General features: G+C 36.0%; 25 protein-coding genes and 2 tRNA genes. 9 read left to right on the top strand and 18 right to left on the bottom strand.

Annotated features, from left to right (window positions below):
* Positions 1 to 27: 27 nt before the first annotated feature.
* Positions 28 to 564, bottom strand: a complete 537-nt coding sequence (locus AAC069_RS02090) for an RNA methyltransferase (RefSeq protein WP_339918865.1) — start codon at positions 562 to 564, stop codon at positions 28 to 30.
* A 73-nt stretch (positions 565 to 637) separates the two neighbouring features.
* On the bottom strand, positions 638 to 1,081 hold the full coding sequence (locus AAC069_RS02085; RefSeq protein WP_339918864.1) for a DUF1573 domain-containing protein: 444 nt from the start codon (positions 1,079 to 1,081) through the stop codon (positions 638 to 640).
* A 161-nt stretch (positions 1,082 to 1,242) separates the two neighbouring features.
* Here AAC069_RS02085 and mutS point away from each other — a divergent pair, with 161 nt between their 5' ends.
* The 4 genes from mutS (at position 1,243) to AAC069_RS02065 (ending at position 4,697) form a co-directional block, all read left to right on the top strand.
* Positions 1,243 to 3,849, top strand: a complete 2,607-nt coding sequence (gene mutS, locus AAC069_RS02080) for a DNA mismatch repair protein MutS (RefSeq protein ID WP_339918863.1) — start codon at positions 1,243 to 1,245, stop codon at positions 3,847 to 3,849.
* A 149-nt stretch (positions 3,850 to 3,998) separates the two neighbouring features.
* Positions 3,999 to 4,071: transfer RNA gene (locus AAC069_RS02075), tRNA-Gly, on the top strand.
* A 14-nt stretch (positions 4,072 to 4,085) separates the two neighbouring features.
* Positions 4,086 to 4,171, top strand: a tRNA-Leu gene (locus tag AAC069_RS02070).
* A gap of 178 nt (positions 4,172 to 4,349) precedes the next feature.
* A complete protein-coding gene (locus tag AAC069_RS02065) occupies positions 4,350 to 4,697 on the top strand; it encodes a YegP family protein (protein WP_339918862.1) in 348 nt (115 codons plus the stop codon).
* Between the two features lie 142 nt (positions 4,698 to 4,839).
* Here AAC069_RS02065 and AAC069_RS02060 read toward each other — a convergent pair whose 3' ends face one another.
* Both AAC069_RS02060 and AAC069_RS02055 read right to left on the bottom strand, forming a co-directional pair.
* Positions 4,840 to 5,028, bottom strand: coding sequence for a hypothetical protein (locus tag AAC069_RS02060; protein WP_339918861.1), 189 nt, complete (start codon positions 5,026 to 5,028; stop codon positions 4,840 to 4,842).
* Between the two features lie 462 nt (positions 5,029 to 5,490).
* A complete protein-coding gene (locus tag AAC069_RS02055; protein ID WP_339918860.1) occupies positions 5,491 to 6,723 on the bottom strand; it encodes a glycosyltransferase N-terminal domain-containing protein in 1,233 nt (410 codons plus the stop codon).
* A gap of 221 nt (positions 6,724 to 6,944) precedes the next feature.
* Between AAC069_RS02055 and AAC069_RS02050 the strand changes: the two genes are divergently transcribed.
* From AAC069_RS02050 to AAC069_RS02040, 3 genes are all read left to right on the top strand, one after another.
* Positions 6,945 to 8,075 carry a DegT/DnrJ/EryC1/StrS family aminotransferase gene (locus AAC069_RS02050; RefSeq protein ID WP_339918859.1) on the top strand — a complete coding sequence of 377 codons (1,131 nt, stop codon included), beginning with the start codon at positions 6,945 to 6,947 and terminating at the stop codon, positions 8,073 to 8,075.
* A gap of 139 nt (positions 8,076 to 8,214) precedes the next feature.
* Entirely contained in the window at positions 8,215 to 9,234 is a 1,020-nt protein-coding gene (gene galE, locus AAC069_RS02045; RefSeq protein ID WP_339918858.1) for a UDP-glucose 4-epimerase GalE, read from the top strand.
* Complete coding sequence (locus tag AAC069_RS02040) at positions 9,234 to 10,433, top strand: glycerophosphodiester phosphodiesterase (protein ID WP_339918857.1); 1,200 nt, start codon at positions 9,234 to 9,236, stop codon at positions 10,431 to 10,433. Before galE ends, AAC069_RS02040 begins: the two co-directional genes overlap by 1 nt.
* 42 nt (positions 10,434 to 10,475) lie before the next feature.
* Here AAC069_RS02040 and AAC069_RS02035 read toward each other — a convergent pair whose 3' ends face one another.
* From AAC069_RS02035 to AAC069_RS01990, 10 genes are all read right to left on the bottom strand, one after another.
* On the bottom strand, positions 10,476 to 10,730 hold the full coding sequence (locus tag AAC069_RS02035; protein ID WP_339918856.1) for a hypothetical protein: 255 nt from the start codon (positions 10,728 to 10,730) through the stop codon (positions 10,476 to 10,478).
* A gap of 117 nt (positions 10,731 to 10,847) precedes the next feature.
* Entirely contained in the window at positions 10,848 to 11,723 is an 876-nt protein-coding gene (gene fabD, locus AAC069_RS02030) for an ACP S-malonyltransferase (RefSeq protein ID WP_339918855.1), read from the bottom strand.
* Positions 11,724 to 12,014: 291 nt separating this feature from the next.
* Positions 12,015 to 12,542 (bottom strand): NAD(P)H-dependent oxidoreductase, encoded by a 528-nt coding sequence (locus tag AAC069_RS02025; protein WP_339918854.1) that lies wholly within the window; start codon positions 12,540 to 12,542, stop codon positions 12,015 to 12,017.
* Positions 12,543 to 12,544: 2 nt separating this feature from the next.
* Entirely contained in the window at positions 12,545 to 12,769 is a 225-nt protein-coding gene (locus AAC069_RS02020) for a (4Fe-4S)-binding protein (protein ID WP_339918853.1), read from the bottom strand.
* 2 nt (positions 12,770 to 12,771) lie between these two features.
* A complete protein-coding gene (locus AAC069_RS02015; RefSeq protein WP_339918852.1) occupies positions 12,772 to 13,179 on the bottom strand; it encodes an OsmC family protein in 408 nt (135 codons plus the stop codon).
* A 35-nt stretch (positions 13,180 to 13,214) separates the two neighbouring features.
* Entirely contained in the window at positions 13,215 to 13,499 is a 285-nt protein-coding gene (locus tag AAC069_RS02010; protein WP_339918851.1) for a GNAT family N-acetyltransferase, read from the bottom strand.
* 13 nt (positions 13,500 to 13,512) lie between these two features.
* On the bottom strand, positions 13,513 to 14,229 hold the full coding sequence (locus AAC069_RS02005) for a pirin family protein (RefSeq protein WP_339918850.1): 717 nt from the start codon (positions 14,227 to 14,229) through the stop codon (positions 13,513 to 13,515).
* A gap of 204 nt (positions 14,230 to 14,433) precedes the next feature.
* Entirely contained in the window at positions 14,434 to 15,009 is a 576-nt protein-coding gene (locus AAC069_RS02000; RefSeq protein WP_339918849.1) for a Crp/Fnr family transcriptional regulator, read from the bottom strand.
* On the bottom strand, positions 15,009 to 15,344 hold the full coding sequence (locus AAC069_RS01995; RefSeq protein WP_091083678.1) for a DUF6370 family protein: 336 nt from the start codon (positions 15,342 to 15,344) through the stop codon (positions 15,009 to 15,011). The genes AAC069_RS02000 and AAC069_RS01995 overlap by 1 nt, the downstream gene beginning before the upstream one ends.
* Positions 15,345 to 15,400: 56 nt before the next feature.
* On the bottom strand, positions 15,401 to 15,763 hold the full coding sequence (locus tag AAC069_RS01990) for a DUF983 domain-containing protein (RefSeq protein ID WP_339918848.1): 363 nt from the start codon (positions 15,761 to 15,763) through the stop codon (positions 15,401 to 15,403).
* Positions 15,764 to 15,854: 91 nt separating this feature from the next.
* Here AAC069_RS01990 and AAC069_RS01985 point away from each other — a divergent pair, with 91 nt between their 5' ends.
* The gene (locus tag AAC069_RS01985) at positions 15,855 to 16,718 is read left to right on the top strand and encodes an AraC family transcriptional regulator (RefSeq protein ID WP_339918847.1); all 864 of its coding nucleotides are present in this window, start codon (positions 15,855 to 15,857) and stop codon (positions 16,716 to 16,718) included.
* Here AAC069_RS01985 and purT read toward each other — a convergent pair whose 3' ends face one another.
* The 3 genes from purT to AAC069_RS01970 form a co-directional block, all read right to left on the bottom strand.
* Positions 16,719 to 17,879 carry a formate-dependent phosphoribosylglycinamide formyltransferase gene (gene purT / locus AAC069_RS01980; RefSeq protein ID WP_339918846.1) on the bottom strand — a complete coding sequence of 387 codons (1,161 nt, stop codon included), beginning with the start codon at positions 17,877 to 17,879 and terminating at the stop codon, positions 16,719 to 16,721.
* Positions 17,880 to 18,151: 272 nt separating this feature from the next.
* The gene (locus tag AAC069_RS01975) at positions 18,152 to 19,339 is read right to left on the bottom strand and encodes a pyridoxal phosphate-dependent aminotransferase (protein ID WP_339918845.1); all 1,188 of its coding nucleotides are present in this window, start codon (positions 19,337 to 19,339) and stop codon (positions 18,152 to 18,154) included.
* 102 nt (positions 19,340 to 19,441) lie between these two features.
* Positions 19,442 to 20,533, bottom strand: a complete 1,092-nt coding sequence (locus AAC069_RS01970; protein ID WP_339918844.1) for an acyl-CoA desaturase — start codon at positions 20,531 to 20,533, stop codon at positions 19,442 to 19,444.
* Between the two features lie 108 nt (positions 20,534 to 20,641).
* Between AAC069_RS01970 and rsmG the strand changes: the two genes are divergently transcribed.
* The gene (rsmG, locus tag AAC069_RS01965; RefSeq protein ID WP_339918843.1) at positions 20,642 to 21,271 is read left to right on the top strand and encodes a 16S rRNA (guanine(527)-N(7))-methyltransferase RsmG; all 630 of its coding nucleotides are present in this window, start codon (positions 20,642 to 20,644) and stop codon (positions 21,269 to 21,271) included.
* A gap of 158 nt (positions 21,272 to 21,429) precedes the next feature.
* Here rsmG and pruA read toward each other — a convergent pair whose 3' ends face one another.
* Positions 21,430 to 23,058 (bottom strand): L-glutamate gamma-semialdehyde dehydrogenase, encoded by a 1,629-nt coding sequence (gene pruA / locus AAC069_RS01960; protein ID WP_339918842.1) that lies wholly within the window; start codon positions 23,056 to 23,058, stop codon positions 21,430 to 21,432.
* Positions 23,059 to 23,167: the final 109 nt, after the last annotated feature.

Genomic DNA, 23,167 nt, shown 5'->3' with positions numbered 1-23,167 from the left:
TAAAAGTATTGATTTTTTAATCAAAAATCACTTCGGCCAATTCATTTTTTGAAATAAATCCCAAACTACAATCCCGGCGCTTACCGAGATATTTAAAGAATGTTTAGTCCCTAATTGTGGAATTTCGATACATCCGTCACATAATGCAACTGCTTCTTGAGAGACACCATGGACTTCATTCCCAAAGACCAAAGCATATTTTTTGTTTTTCTCCACTTCAAAATCCTGAAGAAAAATAGCGCTTTCCACTTGCTCAATGGCGAGTGTAGTAACGGCTTCTTTTTTTAATTTATCAATTACTTCAAGAACACTTTCATTATGTTCCCAGGTTACCGTTTCGGTTGCTCCAAGCGCTGTTTTGTGAATTTCTTTATTTGGAGGTGTTGCGGTGATACCGCACAAATATATTTTTTCAATTAAAAAAGCATCGGCAGTTCTAAATACTGAGCCAATGTTGTGTAAACTGCGGATGTCATCTAAGACAATAATAATAGATGTCTTTTCTGAACTTTTAAAATCTTCAACGGATTTTCTTTCTAATTCGCTGTTTTCTAGCTTTCTCATTATTTTGGGGTTTATTCAAATAAAAAAAGCTTCCGGAACTATGGAAGCTTTTTTATAATATTGTAATTAAAATTTAGCTTTTTGAAGCATCATCACCTAAAACAACACCTTTTATCGTAAGGATCTTAGTTGCTTGTCCGTCAGCATTTGAAGTTACTGTCACTGTTTTAGTGAAGGCTCCAACTCTGTCCGTTGCATATTTTACACCAATAATTCCTTTTGCTCCTGGAGCAATTGGTTCTTTTGGAGACGTAGGAACAGTACAACCACATGAACCTTGAGTATTAGTGATAATTAAAGGTTTAGTACCGTTATTAGTGAAAACAAATTCGCGTTTTCCGTCTGAATTGTGTGCAATTGTTCCGTAATCAATTGTTTCAGAAACAAAAACCATCCCTGCTCCGTCTACTTTGGCAACTTTAGCAGCTGTTGCTTTTATTTTTTTTGTAGTTTCTTGTGCACAAGAAGTAGCTGCTCCAAGAACAGTTAGCATCGCAAGTAAAAATATTTTCTTCATTTTTATTCGTTTTAATGATTAGTAGAACAAATTTAAAGAAAAAATCATGCCAATTGCTTAATTTTTCCTTAAAAATGGTTTTAATTTTTGAAGTGATAGTTATTCACTATAAAATATTTAAATTCGCTGTCACATTTTACATTAATTAAATACAATATAAGTTGGCATCTAAAGATAAAGAGGTTAAGGAAACACCGTTAATGAAGCAATATAACGAAATCAAAAGGAAGTATCCCGATGCTTGTTTATTGTTCAGAGTAGGTGATTTTTACGAGACATTTGGAGACGATGCTGTCAGGGCTTCAAAAATATTGGGAATAACCCTGACAAAGCGTGGTGCAGGTTCTGCAACAGAGACGGCATTAGCAGGTTTTCCGCATCATTCCATAAATACTTATTTACCAAAATTAGTAAAAGCAGGGCTTCGTGTCGCCATTTGTGATCAACTCGAAGATCCTAAAATGACTAAGACGATTGTAAAAAGAGGGGTGACCGAGCTTGTGACTCCGGGAGTCTCTATGAATGATGAGGTTTTACAATCTAAAACAAATAATTTTTTGGCATCCGTTTTTTTTGCTAATAAATCAATCGGAATTTCTTTTTTAGATGTTTCAACCGGGGAGTTTCTTACGGCTCAAGGAAATGCTGAATATATAGACAAACTATTGCAAAACTTCAGCCCTAGCGAGGTTTTGATTCAAAAAAATAATAAAAATGATTTCAAAGAAAACTTTGGACATGACTATCACTGTTTTTATTTAGAGGATTGGATTTATAAAGAAGACTACGCATTCGAAATCCTAACTAAGCATTTTCAAACAGCGTCTTTAAAGGGATTCGGTATTGAGGATTTGAAGGAAGGAATTATAGCATCAGGAGCTATTTTATATTACCTGTCCGAAACACAACACAATAGAGTACAGCATATCACAGCGATTCAAAGAATTGCCGAAGATGCTTATGTGTGGATGGATCGATTTACGATTCGGAATCTGGAATTATACCATAGCTACAACCCAAATGCAGTCACGCTACTTGATGTTATTGACAAAACGCTTTCGCCAATGGGTGGTCGCTTGCTGAAACGTTGGTTGGCACTGCCTTTAAAGGACAGCAATAAAATACGAAGTCGCCATCAGGTTGTTTCTTATTTGCAGGAAAATCAGGAAGTATTGCAAAAAATGCAATATCAAATTAAGCAAATTTCTGACTTAGAGCGTCTCATTTCTAAAATAGCGGCAGGAAAAGTATCACCACGTGAAGTAGTTTATTTGAAAGAATCCTTAGACGCGATTATTCCTATCAAAGGATTGGCTTTAGAGAGTTCGCAAGAAGCAGTTAAAATTATTGGAGATAGTTTGCATAGTTGCGACCTATTAAGGGAAAAAATAAAAACTACCTTAAATCAAGATGCACCGGTCGCTGTTGCTAAAGGGAATGCTATTGCAAAAGGTGTTAATGCCGAATTAGATGAACTGCGTGCTATTTCTACTTCAGGAAAAGAGTTTTTAGAAGGAATCGAAGCAAGAGAGTCGGAGAGAACAGGGATTACCTCGTTGAAAATTTCGTTTAATAATGTTTTTGGTTATTATATAGAAGTTCGAAATACGCATAAAGATAAAGTGCCTACCGAATGGATTAGAAAACAAACTTTAGTGAATGCAGAGCGCTATATTACTGAAGAACTAAAGGAATACGAAGCAAAAATTCTAGGTGCCGAAGAAAAAATCCATAAAATAGAATCAGAGTTGTTTGAGCAATTGGTTGCTTGGATTGCAACGTATATAAAACCAGTTCAACTTAATGCTAATTTAGTAGCTCAGTTGGATTGTTTGTGTTCTTTTACTCAATTGGCAATTGAGAATAGATATGTTTGCCCTGAACTAGATGAAACATTCGAGCTTGAAATTAAGAACGGAAGACATCCTGTTATCGAAAAACAATTAGCAGTGGGTATGCCATATATTGCTAATGATGTCTTTCTTGATAGAGAAACTCAGCAGTTGATCATGATCACTGGTCCTAATATGTCTGGAAAGTCAGCTATTTTACGTCAAACGGCTTTAATTGTGCTCTTAGCTCAAATGGGAAGTTTTGTTCCTGCAGACAGCGTGAGAATGGGAGTAGTCGATAAAATATTCACCAGAGTGGGTGCCAGCGACAATATTTCGATGGGAGAATCTACTTTTATGGTGGAAATGAATGAAACGGCTTCGATCTTGAATAATATTTCAGACAGGAGTTTGGTCTTGCTAGATGAAATAGGAAGGGGGACGAGTACTTATGACGGAATCTCGATTGCTTGGGCAATTGCAGAATTCTTACATGAGCATCCGTCTAAACCTAAAACATTATTCGCCACACATTATCATGAGTTAAATGAGATGAGTGAGTCATTGCCTCGAATTCAAAATTATAATGTGGCAGTAAAAGAGTTAAAAGACACGGTTCTTTTTGTTAGAAAATTGGTAAAAGGAGGAAGTGCCCATAGTTTCGGAATTCATGTAGCAAAAATGGCTGGAATGCCTCAAATCGTAATTTTGAAAGCGCAAAAGCTCTTGAAAAAATTAGAGAAGAACCATTCTAGTGATATGTTGAACGGAATCAAATCTGAAAAGGACGAAATGCAGATGAGTTTCTTTAATTTAGACGATCCTTTATTGGAGGAAATCAAAGAAGAGATTTTAAATCTTGATATAAATACCGTAACTCCTGTTGAAGCTTTGATGAAACTCAATGAAATTAAGAGAATGCTTACTCGAAAATAATTTTTTTTGTTTTTAAAGTTTAGGTTATCAAAACGTTAGCTTTTTTATTGATTTTTTTTCTAAAAAAGGCTTGTTTAATTCAATAAATGTCCTAAATTTGCATCCGCAATACAGAACAAGTATCGTGGTTCTTTTTAAGGATTGAAAATGCGAAAATAGCTCAGTTGGTAGAGCGCGACCTTGCCAAGGTCGAGGTCGCGGGTTCGAGCCCCGTTTTTCGCTCGACACCATATAATGCTCGGATGGTGAAATTGGTAGACACGCTGGACTTAAAATCCAGTGAACAGCAATGTTCGTGCGGGTTCAAGTCCCGCTCTGAGTACTAAGAAAGCTTCAAACTATGTTTGGAGCTTTTTTTTTGTTTAAAACTGAAGCTTTTTTAGGCAGGTGTTAATTTAAGGTTGTATTTTCGGAGGGTTAGTTTTCTATGGTTAGTTTGTTATCGTAAAGGGAAGTTTAGCCTTTGCTTCTGGTGGTATATTTTATTTCAACAATTATTTATGGCGACTATTGTAATTAGTAAAAGATTTAGCGGTGATTATAAGTTTGAATTTACTTCCAGAAAAGGAAAGACAATTTTTACGAGTAATGCATATGAGTTACGCATGGACTGTGAGTCTGCGGCAGAACATATACGTTCAGTTTTAGAGTCCTGTTCTTATGTGAAGTTTAAAACAACTAAGGGAAAGTTTTTCTTTAGGGTAGTGGTTGAAAATGAGGTAGTGGCGACAAGTAGAAAGTATAGTACGGAGTTGATGGTTCAAAAAGGGATCCTTGAAATAACTAAATATGGCTCAAAAGCGGAGATATTAGATTTCTCGAATAATAATTTTGTTTTTGAAGATTGACGCAAGTTGTTTTTAATAGTTCTAAAGGAAAAGGGTCTCTGAAATAATTATTTCAGAGACCCTTTTCCTTTAGGGATTGTTACAAATAAAAAAAGCCATCTCGCTTACGCGGATGGCTTTAATTTTGTGATGTAATTTAAAATTACTCAGCAGCAGGTGCTTCAACAGCAGCAGAATCAACAGCTACAGCAACAGTATCAACAGCTACAGAATCAACAGCTACAACAGTAGTGTCAGCAGCCATAGTTTCTTCAGCAGCAGCGTCAGATTTTTTACAAGATACAACAGTTAAAACAGCAACAACAGCTAAACTTAAAAATACTTTTTTCATCTTAATTTAATATAAAGGTTAATTATTAATTCGACGCAAAGATATAAAATATTTGATATGTAAATTTTTTTTTTGTTTTTTTTTTAAAATATTTTTGTTTTTTTTTATTTGCTCGTTTTTACAGCCACAGTCCCTATTGATGAGGAATGTAGAGGAGAATGTTTTGATGGCTGCCATCAATTTAGTAACGATCCGTTTTTTGTGATTATAAAAGAGACTCTTTTTCGGAAATAGAAGCGCTAGGTTTTTTAATTAATTGAGAGTAAATAAATTAGGGTTTTATAGAAGAAAATACGGGTAAGTCAGTCTAGGTATTTTAACGGTTAGTTTACTTTTTTTTGAAAATGATATTTTGATGATGGTTGACCAAAATTATCTTTGGGATAAATTAGGAACTCATTTTCTATAATTACAAAGAACTATTCGGTCTTTTAAACCAGGAATAGGGACTAAATCTCAATGCTATTTCGCAATGTTTTTCATGATTAGATTTGTCGCCCCTTTATTCATTTGAACAAAAGTGCTACAGATATGACCTTTTTCACTTCGGAAGCTATCGTCTACAATTAAATCTTTAAAAGCAGCAATTAATTCTGTTTCGTCGGAAACAGAGATGCATCCGCCCATATTGACCAAAGCAGTTGCTTCCGCAAAATGAGAATAATTTGGACCAATAACGATTGGAACTCCAAAAGTAGCTGGCTCCAGTAAGTTGTGGACTCCAGGATTTCCAAAACCACCACCTACAAATGCGATGTCGGCATAACTATAGATTTTAGTTAGAATACCAATAGTGTCAATTATAAATACATCAAAATCCTCTAGGTTTTTCTCCTGCATTTCTGAGAACAACACTGTTTTTTTTGTGATGCTATTTTTTAACTGTTCAATTTGGTCTGCTTTGATGTTGTGAGGAGCGATTATGAATTTTACATTCAGTGTATTGGAATTTATAAAATCCAACAATAGGGCTTCGTCTTTAGGCCAAGAGCTGCCTACTACTATTGTCAGGGTGTTGTTTTTGAATTGTGAAATATAATCTAAATCATTGTCTTTTTCTAAAATAGCGGCAACGCGGTCAAAGCGGGTGTCACCTGAAACGACCACATTAGTTTTTCCTAACTGCTGTAGTAATTTTTTTGATCCTTCATTTTGTACAAAAAAGTAGCTGAAAGTATCTAATGCTTTTCTGTAAAAGCCTCCGTACCATTTAAAGAACATTTGTTCTTCTCTGAAAATTCCAGAGATTAGATAGGTAGGCGTATTTAGTTCGTTCAATTCATTTAAATAATTCAGCCAATATTCATATTTGATAAAAAACACCATGTCGGGATGAACGAGATCTAAGAATCGTTGCGCATTTTTTTTGGAGTCTAACGGTAAATACACTGTTGCGTCTGCTACGGTGTTGTTTTTGCGCACTTCGTATCCAGACGGTGAAAAAAAAGTGATTACTATTTTGTGAAGCGGATATTTATCTTTGATTTTTTCTATTACTGGTAGACCTTGCTCGTATTCCCCTAATGAGGCAGCATGAAACCAAATCGTTTTATCTGAAGGCTTTATTTTTTGTTCTAAAGTGGTGAAAACAATTTTTCGGCCATCGACAAAAAGCTTGATTTTTGAATTGAACAGTGCAATGAAGTTGAGTAATGAACCAGTAATTTGAATTACTATGTTATAAAGAAAAAGCATACCGGAATTTTTATTTTGCTAAAATACAGTTTCTTTTGTTTATCATTTAAATCTTAGTGCTTAAATTCATATTTTTGCAAGTAAGAGTTTTAATAAAGTCTAAAAGAATTACTTCAATTTATAAAAGCGATGCAACTGAATCGTAAAATAGCAATCTGCATATTTTAGGGGTTTTGGATCTTTTTTGAACGTAGAGGTTAATTGGTTTAAATTAAATATAAATGAAAAAAATCCAAATGGTTGACCTAAAAAGTCAATACGAAAAAATAAAAGAAACAGTTAATGTTTCAATTCAAGAAGTTTTAGATACCAATACGTATATCAATGGGCCACAGGTTCACCAATTCCAAAAATCTTTAGAAGAGTATCTTGATGTTAAGCATGTAATTCCTTGTGCAAACGGAACAGATGCCTTGCAAATTGCCATGATGGGATTAGATTTAAAACCCGGTGACGAAGTAATTACTGCTGATTTCACTTTTGCCGCAACAGTTGAGGTAATTGCTTTATTGCAATTAACTCCCGTTTTGGTCGATGTAGATTTGTACAACATGAATATTTCTATTGATGCAATTAGAAAAGCAATTACGCCAAAAACAAAAGCAATAGTACCCGTTCACTTATTTGGTCGTGCGGCTAATATGGAAGCGATTATGGCAATTGCCCAAGAGCATAACTTATATGTGATCGAAGATAATGCGCAAGCCATTGGAGCCAATTGTAAATTTTCTGATGGAACCAAGAAGAAAGCCGGAACTATTGGTCATGTAGCTTCAACTTCCTTTTTTCCATCTAAAAATTTAGGATGTTATGGAGATGGTGGAGCCATTTTTACAAATGATGATGCATTAGCTCACAAACTTCGCGGAATTGTAAATCATGGAATGTACGAACGTTACCATCATGATGTGGTAGGTGTAAATTCTCGTTTAGATAGTATTCAAGCGGCAGTTTTGAACGCTAAACTACCTTTGTTGGATCAATATGGCAAAGCCAGACAAGATGCAGCTCGTAAATATTCCGCTGCATTTGAAGGGCATAAAAATATTGTAGCGCCAAATATTTGCGACATCTGCGACTGCCATGTCTTTCATCAATATACCTTACGTATTGTAGATGCAGACAGAGACGGTTTGATGAAACATTTGTTAAGCAAAGATATTCCATGTGCGATTTATTACCCAATTCCATTGCACTCACAAAAAGCATATTTGGATTCAAGATATAAAGAAGAAGACTTTCCGGTAACGAATCAGTTGGTAAAAGAAGTGATTTCGCTTCCAATGCATACTGAATTAGATGACGAACAAATAGAATTCATAACGTGTAGCGTTTTGGAGTTTTTTAAATAATTTTTTCAGGAGCTATTTCCTGCTTTCCACTATATCTTTTTATTCTGAACTTGTTTCAGCATCTTGAAACAAGTTCAGGATAAAAAGGATGTCGTTTCAATCAGGGCTATTAAACCAGCCCAACCCATAAAGAAGTAAAATGAAAATACTAGTAACAGGAGGTTTAGGTTTTATAGGATCTCATACCGTTGTCGAATTGCAAAACGAAGGCTTCGATGTTATAATTGTAGACGATCTTTCTAATACCTCATTAAAAGTATTAGACGGTATCGATGCCATTACAGGAAAAATTCCGGCATTCGAAAAATTGGATTTACGGGATAAGAATAAAGTACAGGATTTTTTCAAAAGGCACCATGATATTTCAGGCGTAATCCATTTTGCAGCTTCTAAAGCGGTAGGTGAAAGCGTCGAGAATCCGTTGTTGTATTATGAAAATAATATCAATGCCTTAGTCTATGTGTTGCAGGAATTGCAGAAAATGAACGAAGCTAACATTATTTTCAGTTCGTCTTGCACTGTTTACGGTCAAGCTGAAACAATGCCAATTAATGAAGATGCATCGATTCAAGCTGCGATGTCTCCTTATGGAAATACCAAGCAAATTGGGGAGGAAATCATCACTGATGTTGCTAAAGTATCTAATATAAACGCGATTTTATTGCGTTATTTCAACCCGATAGGAGCGCATCCTTCATCCGAAATTGGAGAATTACCTATTGGAGTACCGCAAAACTTGGTGCCGTTTATTACGCAAACCGGTTTTGGATTACGTACAGAACTTTCTGTTTACGGAGATGATTATCCAACGCCTGATGGAACAGCTGTACGTGATTATATTCACGTAGTTGATTTGGCGAAAGCCCATGTCATCGCTTTACAAAGATTGTTAAATAAAAAGAATGTCGCTAAAGTAGAAACATTCAACTTAGGCACAGGAACAGGGAGTTCAGTATTAGAAGTGATCAAAGCTTTCGAAAAAGTAAGCGGACAAAAATTACCCTATAAAATTGTAGCCCGCAGAGAAGGAGATATTACTTCGGCTTATGCTAATACAGATAAAGCGAATATGGTTCTAGGCTGGAAAGCGCAATCTACACTTGAAGAAGCTATGGCGAGTGCCTGGAAATGGGAGCAAAAAGTTAGAAAAGCAAAATAATGATAAAGAAAAGTGTGCTGTTTTTGAGTCTGATTTTAATAGTATCGTGTAAAAGTCATGATAGGAATAAAACAATAACTACAACTCAAAAACAGCGTACTTTAAGTGGTGAGCAAGCCCTAATTATTGGACACCGCGGTACACCAGGGTATTTGCCTGAGCATACTATTGAAGGATATACTAACGCCATAAAAATGGGTGCTGATTTCATCGAACCTGATTTGGTGATGACAAAAGATGGTTTTCTAGTAGTAAGACACGAACCTATGTTGTCTGGAACCACTAATGTTTCTGAGATTCCCGAATTTGCGGCAAAAAAAACAACCAAAAATCTAGATGGTAAAGCAGTTACTGATTGGTTTGTGTCTGATTTTACCTTGGCAGAAATAAAGCAGTTGCGAGCCAAACAGGCTTTTGCCGAAAGGCCACAACAATACAACAATCAATACGCAATAGTGACTTTTGGAGAAGTGATTGCTTTGGCAAAACAAAAATCAAAAGAATTAGGACGCACCATTGGAATTTACCCCGAAACAAAGCATCCTTCTTTTCATGAAGCGCAAAATTTACACATTACAGATAAGTTATTAGAGGAATTAACAGCGGCTGGCTGGAATAATCAAGAAGCGCCTGTTTATATACAGTCTTTTGAGGTTACAAATTTGCAACACATCCGGTCTAAATCTACCGTAAAAACCATTCAGTTATTGAGTTGTTATGATGTGTCGCTAAACGGGGATTTGATTTTCACTGTTCCTGAAGGCGAATTTATTTCTGACGGAATGCCTTATGATTGGTACTTAAAAGGCGATAAACGAGACTTTGGTTTTTTTAGAACAGCAGCGGGATTAGATTTTGCTAAAACGTATGCAACGGGAATATCTCCTTGGAAACCCTTTATTATTCCGTATAAAGGTATGGACGCAGATCATGATGGTAAGCCAGACGATATCAATAAGGACGGGAAAGTAGATGATTCAGATAAAACGGCATTGTCACCTACAAACTTAATATCAGAAGCGCATAAAAGAGGATTGCAAGTGCATACCTATACTTTTAGAAACGAAAGTCACCGTTTGCTCCGCGATTACAATAATGACCCAATTTTAGAATACCAAGCTTTTTATAAATTAGGAATCGATGGAGTTTTCTCTGACTTTACTGATACAGCCGTAAAAGCAAGAAATAGAAGCTTTTAGATAAAAAAATAGACTGCCAATTGACAGTCTATTCTAAGAATATTATTTTTTTGCAGCTTCTTTCATTTTCTCGCCTGCAGCATTCATTTTCTCAGCGCCTTTTTCTAGAGATTCGCCCATTTTTACTTTGGTGGAGTCCATTGCTGCATCAACTTTAACGGCTGCTGTGTCTACAGCGTCACCCATTTCTGTACCTATTGCATCAGTAGCTTCACCTACTTGGTCTTTAGTTTCTTGTTTACAAGAAACCATCGCTAAAGTTGCAACAACTGCTAATCCTAAAAGTGTTTTTTTCATGTTTGTGTGTTTTATAAATTATTGAGGGGAGTATATTCATTCCTTGTATAAAGATAAATAAAAAATCCTCACAAATTTTCGTTGTGAGGATTATATGTTTTTACAATTAGTAGCTAATTATGCATTCGCCGTAACTGCTTCTCTATTGATTTTCCCAATCAATCCAGCCAATACTTTTCCTGGACCTACTTCTGTAAATAAAGTAGCGCCATCAGCAATCATTTGTTGCACAGATTGTGTCCATTTTACTGGAGCTGTCAATTGGATGATTAAGTTTTTTTTGATCTCTTCTGGAGAGGATACTGCAGTTGCCGTTACGTTTTGATATACTGGGCAAATGGGAGTAGAGAAAGTAGTCGCTTCAATAGCCGCTGCTAGTTCTTCTCTTGCAGGTTCCATCATTGGTGAGTGGAATGCGCCACCTACTGGTAGTAATAAAGCGCGTTTTGCGCCCGCTTCTTTCATAGCAGTACAAGCTGCTTCAACAGCTGATGTTTCTCCCGAAATCACTAATTGTCCAGGACAGTTATAGTTTGCAGCTACTACAACACCGTCGATAGAAGCACAAACTTCTTCTACAATGTTGTCAGCAAGTCCTAGAACTGCCGCCATAGTGGAAGGGGTTATTTCGCACGCTTTTTGCATTGCAAGAGCACGTTGCGAAACTAATTTTAATCCGTCTTCAAATGACAAAGCGCCATTAGCAACTAATGCCGAAAACTCTCCTAATGAATGCCCCGCTACCATTTCTGGTTTAAAATCAGCACCTAAAGTTTTAGCTAAAATAACCGAATGTAAAAATACCGCTGGTTGCGTTACTTTGGTTTCTTTCAATTCTTCGGCAGTACCTTCAAACATAATGTCTGTGATACGGAAACCTAATATTTCGTTTGCTTTTTCAAATAAGTCCTTTGCTAATGCAGAGCTTTCGTATAAGTCTTTACCCATTCCTGTGAATTGCGCGCCTTGACCTGGAAATACATATGCTTTCATAAAAAGTTGTTTAAAGTTTAAGGTTTCAAGTTTATCTGATGATTGAAATAAAACCGTCTGCAAAAATACTATTTTTTTTAGGAGCACCAACTTTAGTTCCTCTAATCAACAATTCTCCTGCTGTACGCTGCAATCTTTATCGTCTCGTTCGAGGACGAGACGATAAAGGATTTTCACTTCCATCAGGGCTATAGAGAAAGAGCAGTGTTTCAATAAACGAAAAAAAGCGTTGTCTATATAACAACGCTTTTGCAATAAAACAGTAGTAATTACTGAGTGTATGGTTGTAAATTACAATTCGATTGCATTGATGATTTCTAATAACTGATTGTTTAAATCGGCATTAGTGATTCCATTTTTAGTGTCAAAATTTTCATTGAAGCTAGGCAACGAAAAGCTTCCTTTGACAACAGCGCCTTGAAAAGGAAAACGATTTTTCGCAATTTCTAAAACAGAACTTCCTCCTCTTGGCCCAGGTGATGTAGCTAATATGAGGGTTTGTTTTTCTTGGAATGTTTTAGCATGAATTCTTGAAGTCCAGTCAAAAATATTTTTAAAAGCAGTAGAATAAGCACCGTTATGTTCTGCAAAAGAGATGACAAGTAAATCTGCGGTTCCTAGTTTAGCATAAAAATCAGTGGCTAATGCTGGAATTCCAGTTGCGGTTTCTTTGTCGGTTGAGAAAATTGGCATTTCATAATCATTCAAATCTAAAACTTCTACTGATGCGTTTTCAAATTGTCCGGCGGCATAAGTAGCTAGTTGTTTATTGATAGAGTCTTTACTCGATGAAGCACCAAAAGCGATAATTTTTTTCATTTTTATTTATTTTTATAATAGGTTAATGCTCCCGAAGGGCATTTATTTACGGTATCTATAATTTTCTCCGTCGAAGAAGCATCAATTTTTATCCAAGGCTTTTCTCTGGGTTGGAACACTTCAGGATTGTTGCGAACACAGTTTCCTGAATGAATGCATTTGGCAGATTGCCATACCACGGTAACTTCACCATTGGTATATTCCTTTTTAATGTCTTTAGAGTCCATAATTATAGTGTTGTGTTGATTACAATATTGTTTTTTAATAGTTTCGACACCGGACATTTTTCGGCAATAATTAATAATCGATTCTTTATGTCGTCTTCAATCTCTGTTGGAAAACTAATTGATCTCGAAATTGTTGTAGTGAGTTCAGGATCGCTTTCTTGGTAAAAGTTTAACGAAATATTTATTTCAGGAATATCCCATCCTTTTCGATCAATATACATTCTCAAAGTCGATAACGTACATGCGGCTAAAGAGGCTAGGAGTGTAGAAAAAGGATCTGGCCCAAGGTCTTTTCCTTCAATACTCTCGGGTTCATCCATTATAAATTGGCCGTTTCTCCAAGTGATAGTGCACAAATACTTTTGAGTGCTTATATGTCCCGTGATATCTTTTTCTAATACATTTTCCATACTTTAATTTTTAAAATTATGCCTTTGGGGCTAGATTACAAAACATCTCTGAATTCAGGGGTTTTGTCAAAAACGCTTTTGGCAAACGGGCAAAGCGGAAGAATTGTAATGCATTTATCGCGACTAAATTTGACTGCTTCCTGTACTAATTTTTTGCCAAAACCTTTTCCTTTGTTATTGGGGTTTACTTCAGTGTGGTCGATGATGATTTTATTTGCACCGGCAAAGACAAATGTCGTTTTTGCTTCGGTTTTGTCATCTAGTTTAAAATAAAACGTACCCTTTTGATCATTGTGTTCTAATTCTATTATTTCAGTCATAATTGGGTCGTTATTAATGTTTCATTGGAATTTCCATTAATAAAAACTCAGCATCTGAAGTTGCTTCAATGTCCAGAGCAGTAACATCCCAAATTCCGAAGCCGTCTCTGGTTCCTAACTCTTGTCCGTTAATCGTTATGCTGCCAGAAAGTATAAATGCATAAACACCATTGCCCTCTTTTTTTAGATTGTAAGTTGCTGTCATCCCTTTGTCGAATTTACCCAAATGAAACCAAGCATCCTGATGAATCCAAACACCTTCATCTTCTGCATTTGGCGAAAGAATTTGTTGTAGTTTGTTTTTTCTTTCTTCGGGGTTTAAAGTGACTTGTTGGTATCTAGGTTCGACATTTTGTTTGTTTGGAAAAACCCAAATTTGCAACAATTTCGTTCTTTGGTCGTCGTTTGGATTGAATTCGCTATGCTTTACTCCAGTTCCAGCGCTCATGACTTGCACATCGCCATTTTTGATGATCTCCGTATTTCCCATGCTGTCTTTGTGAGCTAAATCTCCTTCAAGCGGAATGGTGATAATTTCCATATTGTCATGTGGATGTGTACCAAAACCCATTCCTGCAGCAATCGTATCGTCATTTAAAACTCGTAAGGCTCCAAACTGCACACGATCTGCATTGTACCAACTTCCAAAACTAAAACTATGGTATGCATTCAGCCATCCGTGATCAGCGTGTCCTCTTGTGTCTGCTTTATGTAATACTGTATTTTCCATGATGAATTAAATTTAGTGATTATTATAATACAAATTTACAACCATTGGATGAAGAGGGCACTTAATGTAGGTTAAGAAAGTACTCAGTGATCAGTTTGCAGTTTTTTAGTAGTCAGTGTAATTTGGGTTATACTATTGAACTTGTAGTTGATTTCGGTATTTTTGAGCGTTAATACAATTCTGATTAGTAATTTAAACTGATTACTACTTCCTAAGTAACTTCGATTTCATCTTACTGAAAAATTCTGGTGTGACACCAATGTAAGAAGCAATCTGTTTTTGAGGTATTTTTTGAAGTAGCGTAGGATATTTTGTTCTAAATTTTTCAAAGCGTTCTTCTGCTGATAAACTTAGATTATCCATGAGGCGTTCTTGGTTGGCAACCAAGGAATTTTCGGTTAGGATTCTGAAAAAGCGTTCCAGTTTAGGAATTTCAGCGTATAGGAATTCTTGGTTTTCTTTCGAAAGTATAACGATTTCGGCATCTTCTAAAACTTCAATGAATAGGTTGCCTGGATTTTGCGAAATTAAGCTGTACATGTCGCCAATCCACCAACCTTCGCAGGCGAAAGTTAAAATATGCTCGACTATGTTATCATTGATATTAAAACTTCTCAGAATCCCCGTATTCACAAAATAGGAATGTTTGCAAACTTGCCCAGAATTCAATAAAATAGTTTTAGCTTTAAAAGTATGCGTTTCAGTTTTAGATAGAAACAATAGTTGTTCTTCTGGAGTAAGTGAAATGTGTTTGCTAATATTTTGAATGATTAGTGACACTATTTCTGCTCTGTTTCCTTTTCTTCAGGAAGTAATTTGAATGATGAAACTACAAAACGATTGTTTTTTATTTCACCTACAACTGCTGCTTTTCTAATAGCGGCGCAAAAACCATCATTAGCATGTGCATCACCATGGGAATCAATGGAAGTACCGTCAACAAAATAAGGTTTCCCGTCAATACGAACAGCTAATTCGCAACCGTATCCTTCCATTTCAAACTGGCATTGTCCACAAGCAGCCTCTACTATTTGAGATTTTGATTGTTCTTTTTTATCTTGTGCATTGACGAGCAAGATTGAAAATAGGAATAGCGCTGTTATGTGTTTTCTCATTTTTTAAAATTTGATAACGACAAGATAGTTATTTTTTTCAACTCACGACATACTTTTTAATTGGAATAATTCTTAAACATATAAATCCATAGTAGTCTTGATAACCTGATGTTGAATGTGGATAACGCTAACATTACAGTCATAATGATTGGGATCATTCTTAAGTCAAAAGTTTGTTCAAAGAAAAAATGTGCGATAACATAAGTGGCAATTCCTTGTGCTACTGATAGTCCGTAATTGACATACATAGCACCAAAAAAGTAACCCGGTTCTTTCTCAAATTTGAAATGACAGTGTTGGCAATATTCATTCATTTTCGGAAAACTGAATTTAAAAAAGATGCTTTTTTCTTTAAAAACCTTGCCTTTTAAACAGTTTGGGCAATCATTGTTAAGGATGTGAACAAGTGAGTTTGACATTTTGTAATTTTTGTCAAAGGTATTCTATCATTCTCAACTAGATGTTTTATATATTCGCTTGTTATAGCACAATAAAGACATTACTGTAATTATGAAAAAATATCCTATTTATGATATCCAACGATTTAATTGTAATTCAGTAAATAGTGATTTGTATATTAATACATTCAGTAATCATTTAATCAATCATAGCTTTGTTGAAGAACCGCACCGTCATAATTTTTATGTTTTGGTATTTTTCACAAACGGATCTGGAACGCATGAAATCGATTTTGACCGGTTTACCATCCAGCCGGGAAGTGTTTTTGTATTGCAGCCGGGACAAATACACCATTGGGATTTGTCAGGCGATATTGAAGGGTTTGTGGTTTTCTATTCCTATGAAATGTACAATCTCTATTTTGGGCAAAAATCAATTGATCAGTATCCGTTTTATTCTTCGGTGACCAATAGTCCTGAGATTTTGTTGGATAGCGCTGAAACAAAAGCAATCTTACCTTATTTCAATAGTTTGATTGAAGAGAATCAGTCAAATAAAATGTTGAAGCAGGATAAAATCATGAATCTGTTAGATTCTATTCATATTGATCTCGCCAGAAAATATATTGAAACTCATACCCATGAAGCGCATTCCTATAATGTGAAAATTAAGAGTTTTGAGCAGTTTCTGGAAAGCAACTTTAAAACGGAAAAAACAGCTTCTTTTTATGCTTCGCATCTCAATATTACATTGAAGCATCTGAATAGAATATGCAATGAGATTTTAAAAAAGACCACAACCGAAGTTATTATTCACCGAGTTATTCTGGAGGCTAAACGGATGTTGATGAACAAAAACCTAACGGTAAACGAAGTCGCAACAAAATTAGGCTATGATGATTACTCTTATTTTGCGCGACTGTTTAAAAAAAATACTGGAATGACTCCGAAAACGTTTCGGGATTCTAAAAAATAATTACGAATGAACGTTTATTAATTTAGCGGCTTCTTTTGCTCTTTCTACAATTTCTTCGATTGGCGTTTCTAAAGTGTCGTTTGTTAAGGCAACTGCCATTCTTCTATAGGGCCGAGAAGAAGGTTTCCCGAATATCCTGAAGTCGGTTTTGGGTAAGGCGGCGATTTTTTCTGAGCCGGTGAATGTTGGGTTGGTACTATTTTCAGAAGCTAAAATTACAGCACTGGCGCCTGCTTTTTCTAAAGTAATTTCAAATATAGGTAAGCTTAAAATAGCGCGCAAATGCAATTCAAACTCGTTGAAGTTTTGTGTTCCTGCCAACGTTACCATTCCGGTATCATGTGGGCGAGGGGAGAGTTCTGAGAAATAAACGCCATCATCAGCAAGGAAAAATTCGACTCCAAAAAGTCCAGCACCACCTAAGGCTTCGGTAACTTTTTCGGACATATCTTGCGCTTCGTATAAGTCTTTGTCTGAAATTCTGGCGGGTTGCCAGCTTTCTTGGTAATCGCCACGTTCTTGACGGTGACCAATAGGAGCACAAAATAAAGTAGGGTTGTTATTTTGAACAACGGTCAATAACGTGATTTCCGAATTGAATTTGACAAAAGCTTCCACAATCACTTCTACTACATCACCTCTTGATCCTTCTACAGCATAGTTCCATGCTTTCTCGATATCGACTTCTGTTTTTATTGTCGACTGTCCTTTTCCGGACGAACTCATTAAGGGTTTTACTACGCAAGGCATTCCTACAGCTTCAACTCCTTTTCGTAATTCGTTGGCAGTGGTGGCGTAACGATAAGCTGCCGTTTTTAATCCCAGTTCTTTGGCGGCCAAATCTCGGATTGCTTTTCTATTCATCGTAAAGTTTGCCGCTTTTGCTGAGGGAACTACGGTAATTCCTTGTTTTTCGTAATCGTAAAAACGTTCGGTGCGAATGGCTTCTATCTCAGGGACAATAAAATCAGGTTTGTGTTTAGCTACGATACGGTCTAAGGCTTCTCCGTCAAGCATGTTGATGACTTCAAAATCATGGGCCACTTGCATCGCTGGAGCATTGTCATAACTGTCTACCGCAATTATGGTTTGCCCGATGCGCTGTGCGGCAATTGTAAATTCTTTTCCTAATTCGCCAGAGCCTAGAAGTAGTATTTTCATTTGTTATGTTTTTCGTAGGGACAAGTTTCGACCTGCCCATAAATTTGATTGTATGTACTTGGTGTTTTTCTCGTGAGGGATTGCTTCGCCAGTTCGCTATCGCTCGTGTGAAGTGGAAATCCTTTTTTCATGTAGCGTTAGCGGAATGAATAAAAGATTGCAACATATAGCCCGACCCTTGTGGTCACACCCTAAAACAAAAATAGTTTAAAATTCAAAGTTATGGAACTCTGAACCTTAAACTATTTTAAAAAACGGAATAGGTTTGTGAATTACGAAACCGCTTCTTTTATTCTTTTTAAAGCTTCTTTCAAGATGTCTTCGCTTGTTGCGTAAGAGAAACGGATGCAATTTGGATTTCCAAAAGCGTCACCAGTTACAGTTGCTACATTTGCTTCTCCTAAAAGATACATTGAGAAATCGTTAGCGTCTTTAATTAAGGTTCCTCTTAGTGTTTTTCCGAAGAAAGAAGATACGTCAGGAAATACATAAAATGCACCTTCTGGAACGTTGATTTTCATTCCTGGAATTTCTTTGATTAATCCTACTACTAAATCTCTACGGCTGTGGAAAGCTTGAACCATTTCGTTTAGTACTGATGGATCAGCATCTACAGCAGTAATAGTAGCGCGTTGTGCAATACTGTTAGCTCCACTAGTTACTTGCCCTTGGATTTTTGTACACGCTTTAGCGATGAATTCTGGTGCTCCGATGTAACCAATTCTCCATCCTGTCATTGCAAATGCTTTTGCAACTCCGTTTACGGTAACTGTTTTTTCTAACATTCCTGGGATAGATGCAATGCTGCAAAAAGTCCCTGAGAAATTGATGTGTTCGTAGATTTCATCTGCAACCACAATTATGTTAGGATATTTTTCTAATACTTTAGCTAATGCTGTTAGTTCTTCTCTGTTGTAAACAGATCCACTTGGGTTACAAGGAGAGCTGAACCACATCATTTTTGTTTTTGGTGTGATTGCTGCTTCTAATTGTGCTGGTGTAATTTTAAAATCAGTGTCAATAGAAGTAGGAACTTCAACTGGAACTCCTCCTGAAAGCTTTACGATTTCAAAATAAGAAACCCAGTATGGTGCTGGTAAAATAACTTCATCACCGTCGTTTAACATTACTTGTGCAATGTTGTATAAAGATTGTTTTGCTCCTGTAGAAACTACAATTTGAGATGGTTTGTAATCTAAATCATTATCTCTTTTGAATTTTCTGCAGATTGCTTCTTTCAATTCAGCGTATCCATCTACTGGAGAGTAGGTGCTGTAATTTTCATCGATCGCTTTTTTAGCCGCTTCTTTGATAAAGTCAGGAGTATTAAAATCAGGTTCTCCTAAACTTAAACTGATAATGTCTTTTCCTTGTGCTTTTAGTTCTCTAGCCAAAGCTGCCATTGCTAATGTTTGTGATGTAGCAAGGTTGTTAATTCTGTCTGAAAGTAAATGATTCATTAAAAAAAGTGTTGATTGCCCTAATTTGTTAATAGAAAATGAGGGAGGTTAATTATTTATTTGATTATGTATTGATGCATCGCATCTGTATAATGTGCTTTGTTACATTGCTGGTTTCATTCCTAATTCTTTCAAATGTTTGAAGTGAGCAATAACGGCACTTCGCATTGTTTTGTATTCGTAATAAGGTAAATTACATTCTGCTGCAGTTTCCTTAACGATTTTTGCAATATTACCATAATGAATATGGCTGATATTTGGAAAAATATGATGTTCAATTTGGTGATTCAAACCACCGGTGTACCAGTTTACTATTTTGTTTTTTGGAGCAAAATTAGTCGTGGTAAATAGTTGGTGAATTGCCCAGGTGTTGCCCATTTCGCCTAGTTCGTTTGGAGATGGGTTATCTGTCTCTTCGACAACGTGTGCCAATTGAAATACGATACTCAGAATCAATCCTGCAGTGTAGTGCATGATAAAGAAACCGATTAATACTTTCCACCAAGCGATACCGATAACTATTGGTAATACAATCCAAATGGAAACGTATATCACTTTTGTGATAATTAAAGTCGTCCAAAGTGTTTTTGGGCTCTTCGCTTCACCATAGGATAATTTTCTTTTTAGGTAGGTTCTCATTTGCTTAAAATCAGTAGTGATAGCCCAATTGAAAGTTAATAAACCATATAAAAATACAGAATAATATTGTTGAAAGCGATGGAAAGAATGCCATTTTGCATCTTTTGTAAATCGTATGATTCGTCCGGCATCTAGATCTTCATCATGACCAGGGATATTTGTGTAGGTGTGGTGCAAAACATTATGTTGTACCTGCCAGTTGTGTACATTTCCGGCAAGGATGTAAATGGTACCGCCCATGAATTTGTTAACCCAGTTTTTGTTAGAATACGAACCGTGATTTCCATCATGCATTACATTCATCCCTACTCCAGCCATACCTATGCCCATAACAATTGTCAGCAAAAGATGAGCCCAGAAAGGCATATCAAGAGTTAGTATTAAAAAGTAAGGTGCAAGAAAAATAGTAATCAGAATAATAGTTTTCAAATGGAGTTTCCAGTTTCCAGTTTTTTTGATATTATTTTCCTTGAAGTAATTGTTTACCCGCGAGTTAAGTGTTCTGAAGAACTTTAATTTATCTTGCTTTGCAAATGTAGGAGGTGTTTTGATCATAGAATAATGTAATAAGTTGTAAAGATAATTATTATAAATTTTAACTATGCCAAATTGAGTTAAATATTTCAGAGTTAAAAACTGTACTTTTGTTAAAAAAATTGAACGATGGACGAGATTCTTAAGTATTTTCCTAATTTAACCGATATCCAAAAGGAGCAATTCGAAAAGTTGGACTTTTTATACCACGATTGGAACGAAAAAATAAATGTTATTTCGAGAAAAGACATTGATGCTTTGTACACAAAGCATATTTTACATTCTTTAGGTATTGCTAAAATTATTGATTTTGTTCCGGGTACTTATGTTCTTGACGTGGGAACTGGTGGTGGATTTCCTGGAATTCCATTAGCTATTCTTTTTCCGGAAACGCGTTTTCATCTGATTGATATTATAGCTAAGAAAATCAAAGTAGTTCAGGCTGTTGTTGATGGATTAGGACTTGAAAATGTTAAGGCAGAGCAATTACGAGCAGAATTAGTTAAAGGTGATTTTGATTTTATCGTGAGTCGTGCCGTAACTAATATGCCAGATTTTGTGTCTTGGATTAAAGACAAAGTCAAAAAGAAAAGCAAGCACGAATTGAAAAATGGAATTCTCTATCTAAAAGGAGGTGATTTGACGGAAGAGTTGAAAGACTTCCCAAAAGCAACACAATATGATTTAGCAGATTTCTTTGAAGATGAATTTTTTGAGACAAAGAAAGTGGTGCATGTACCGTTGAAGTATGTAGTTTAAGGTCATTGCAAGGAAGGAAGCGATTTCATGATGACTGGAATGTAAGATAGTTTGCCGATGTCATTCGGTGTAAAATTTTAAAAACCCACAAAATCTCAAATGAATTTGAATTTTGTGGGTTTTTTATTTTTAGTTCCCTCTTCTGGGGTTAGGGGGATTTATTCTCCCAAAAATGGGTATCTGTAATCTACTGGAGTAACAAACGTTTCTTTGATAGTTCTAGGTGAAGCCCAACGCAATAAGTTCAATGGAGAACCTGCTTTGTCGTTTGTCCCTGAAGCTCTTGCTCCACCAAATGGTTGTTGTCCTACAACAGCACCTGTTGGTTTATCATTGATATAGAAGTTACCTGCAGCGTTTTGTAATTTTACAGTTGCTACTTCAATAGCATAACGATCTTGACTGAAAACAGCTCCTGTTAATGCATATTCAGATGTAGTATCTACTAATTCTAGAGTTTCTTCCCATTTAGCATCTTCGTAAACGAAAATCGTCATTACAGGTCCGAATAATTCGGTTGCCATTGTAGAGTAATGAGGGTTAGTCGTTACAATAACTGTTGGCTCAATAAAGTATCCTACTGATTTGTCGTAGTTTCCACCAACGATAATTTCAGCGTCAGTGTCTTTTTTAGCTTGGTCAATAAAACTAGCTAATTTATCAAATGAACCTTCGTGAATTACTGCAGTAATAAAATTACCAAAGTCTTCGGGAGACCCCATTTTCATTGATTTTACATCAGTGATAATTTGCTCTTTTACAGCTGGCCACATACTTTGTGGTACGTAAGCTCTAGAGGCAGCTGAACATTTTTGACCTTGAAATTCGAAAGCTCCACGAACAATTCCTGTAGAAACTTGTTTTGGGTTCGCACTTGAGTGAGCGATAATGAAATCTTTCCCTCCAGTTTCCCCTACGATTCTTGGGTATGTTTTGTAGTGGTGAATGTTAGTTCCAATTTTAGCCCAGATATCTTTAAATACATGAGTTGATCCTGTAAAGTGCAATCCTGCAAAATCACGACTTGCCAAAACAGTGTCCGTAATCATTTGAGCATCTCCAAAAACTACATTGATAACTCCATCAGGAACTCCTGCTTCTTTGAATACTTCAATAATAATTTGTGCCGAGAATACTTGGCTATCACTTGGTTTCCATACAACAACGTTACCCATCATAGCAGCACTTGCTGGAAGATTAGCAGCAATAGCTGTAAAGTTAAATGGTGTAATCGCATATACAAATCCTTCAAGAGGTCTGTACTCTAGACGATTCCACATATCTGAAGTAGATGTAGGTTGGTCTCCGTATATTTGAGTCATGAATTCTACGTTAAAACGCAAAAAGTCAATTAGCTCGCATGATGCATCAATTTCTGCTTGATGAACATTTTTAGACTGCGCAATCATTGTTGCAGCATTGATTCTAGCTCTGTATGGTCCTGCGATAAGCTCAGCTGCTTTTAAGAAAATAGCTGCACGTTGCTCCCAAGCCATATTTGCCCATGCTGTTCTTGATTCTAATGCATTTGCAATAGCTTTCTCAATATGAGATTTTTCAGCAAGATGATAGGTTCCAACAATATGTTTATGGTCGTGTGGTGCCGACATGTTTTTTGTATTTCCAGTTCTAATTTCTTCGCTTCCGATATATAGAGGTACGTCGATTTTAGAATTCCACATTTTAGTATAAGCTGCTTGAACGGCTGCTTTTTCAGGTGAATTTGGTGCATACCCTTTTACTGGTTCGTTTACCGCTTTTGGTACGTGAAAAAATCCTTTTAGCATGATATTGTAATTTGTTAATCTGTTAATTTACAGATAAGATTAGACAATTGAACAAATAAATTATTCGAAATGTTGCGAATAATTTATTTCATAGCAAAAGTACAAAGGA

This window comes from uncultured Flavobacterium sp., from assembly GCF_963974175.1.
Taxonomy (GTDB): Bacteria; Bacteroidota; Bacteroidia; order Flavobacteriales; family Flavobacteriaceae; genus Flavobacterium.
This window is presented reverse-complemented; position numbering and strand designations above follow the sequence as displayed.

What these genes read in the sequence shown, in the direction of transcription:
- AAC069_RS02090 (WP_339918865.1), bottom strand. Translation starts at nt 564, where the DNA reads ATGAGAAAGCTAGAAAACAGCGAATTAGAAAGAAAATCCGTTGAAGAT.
- AAC069_RS02085 (WP_339918864.1), bottom strand. Translation starts at nt 1,081, where the DNA reads ATGAAGAAAATATTTTTACTTGCGATGCTAACTGTTCTTGGAGCAGCT.
- AAC069_RS02065 (WP_339918862.1), top strand. Translation starts at nt 4,350, where the DNA reads ATGGCGACTATTGTAATTAGTAAAAGATTTAGCGGTGATTATAAGTTT.
- AAC069_RS02060 (WP_339918861.1), bottom strand. Translation starts at nt 5,028, where the DNA reads ATGAAAAAAGTATTTTTAAGTTTAGCTGTTGTTGCTGTTTTAACTGTT.
- AAC069_RS02055 (WP_339918860.1), bottom strand. Translation starts at nt 6,723, where the DNA reads ATGCTTTTTCTTTATAACATAGTAATTCAAATTACTGGTTCATTACTC.
- AAC069_RS02050 (WP_339918859.1), top strand. Translation starts at nt 6,945, where the DNA reads ATGAAAAAAATCCAAATGGTTGACCTAAAAAGTCAATACGAAAAAATA.
- galE (WP_339918858.1), top strand. Translation starts at nt 8,215, where the DNA reads ATGAAAATACTAGTAACAGGAGGTTTAGGTTTTATAGGATCTCATACC.
- AAC069_RS02040 (WP_339918857.1), top strand. Translation starts at nt 9,234, where the DNA reads ATGATAAAGAAAAGTGTGCTGTTTTTGAGTCTGATTTTAATAGTATCG.
- AAC069_RS02035 (WP_339918856.1), bottom strand. Translation starts at nt 10,730, where the DNA reads ATGAAAAAAACACTTTTAGGATTAGCAGTTGTTGCAACTTTAGCGATG.
- fabD (WP_339918855.1), bottom strand. Translation starts at nt 11,723, where the DNA reads ATGAAAGCATATGTATTTCCAGGTCAAGGCGCGCAATTCACAGGAATG.
- AAC069_RS02025 (WP_339918854.1), bottom strand. Translation starts at nt 12,542, where the DNA reads ATGAAAAAAATTATCGCTTTTGGTGCTTCATCGAGTAAAGACTCTATC.
- AAC069_RS02020 (WP_339918853.1), bottom strand. Translation starts at nt 12,769, where the DNA reads ATGGACTCTAAAGACATTAAAAAGGAATATACCAATGGTGAAGTTACC.
- AAC069_RS02015 (WP_339918852.1), bottom strand. Translation starts at nt 13,179, where the DNA reads ATGGAAAATGTATTAGAAAAAGATATCACGGGACATATAAGCACTCAA.
- AAC069_RS02010 (WP_339918851.1), bottom strand. Translation starts at nt 13,499, where the DNA reads ATGACTGAAATAATAGAATTAGAACACAATGATCAAAAGGGTACGTTT.
- AAC069_RS02005 (WP_339918850.1), bottom strand. Translation starts at nt 14,229, where the DNA reads ATGGAAAATACAGTATTACATAAAGCAGACACAAGAGGACACGCTGAT.
- AAC069_RS01995 (WP_091083678.1), bottom strand. Translation starts at nt 15,344, where the DNA reads ATGAGAAAACACATAACAGCGCTATTCCTATTTTCAATCTTGCTCGTC.
- AAC069_RS01990 (WP_339918848.1), bottom strand. Translation starts at nt 15,763, where the DNA reads ATGTCAAACTCACTTGTTCACATCCTTAACAATGATTGCCCAAACTGT.
- AAC069_RS01985 (WP_339918847.1), top strand. Translation starts at nt 15,855, where the DNA reads ATGAAAAAATATCCTATTTATGATATCCAACGATTTAATTGTAATTCA.
- purT (WP_339918846.1), bottom strand. Translation starts at nt 17,879, where the DNA reads ATGAAAATACTACTTCTAGGCTCTGGCGAATTAGGAAAAGAATTTACA.
- AAC069_RS01975 (WP_339918845.1), bottom strand. Translation starts at nt 19,339, where the DNA reads ATGAATCATTTACTTTCAGACAGAATTAACAACCTTGCTACATCACAA.
- AAC069_RS01970 (WP_339918844.1), bottom strand. Translation starts at nt 20,533, where the DNA reads ATGATCAAAACACCTCCTACATTTGCAAAGCAAGATAAATTAAAGTTC.
- rsmG (WP_339918843.1), top strand. Translation starts at nt 20,642, where the DNA reads ATGGACGAGATTCTTAAGTATTTTCCTAATTTAACCGATATCCAAAAG.
- pruA (WP_339918842.1), bottom strand. Translation starts at nt 23,058, where the DNA reads ATGCTAAAAGGATTTTTTCACGTACCAAAAGCGGTAAACGAACCAGTA.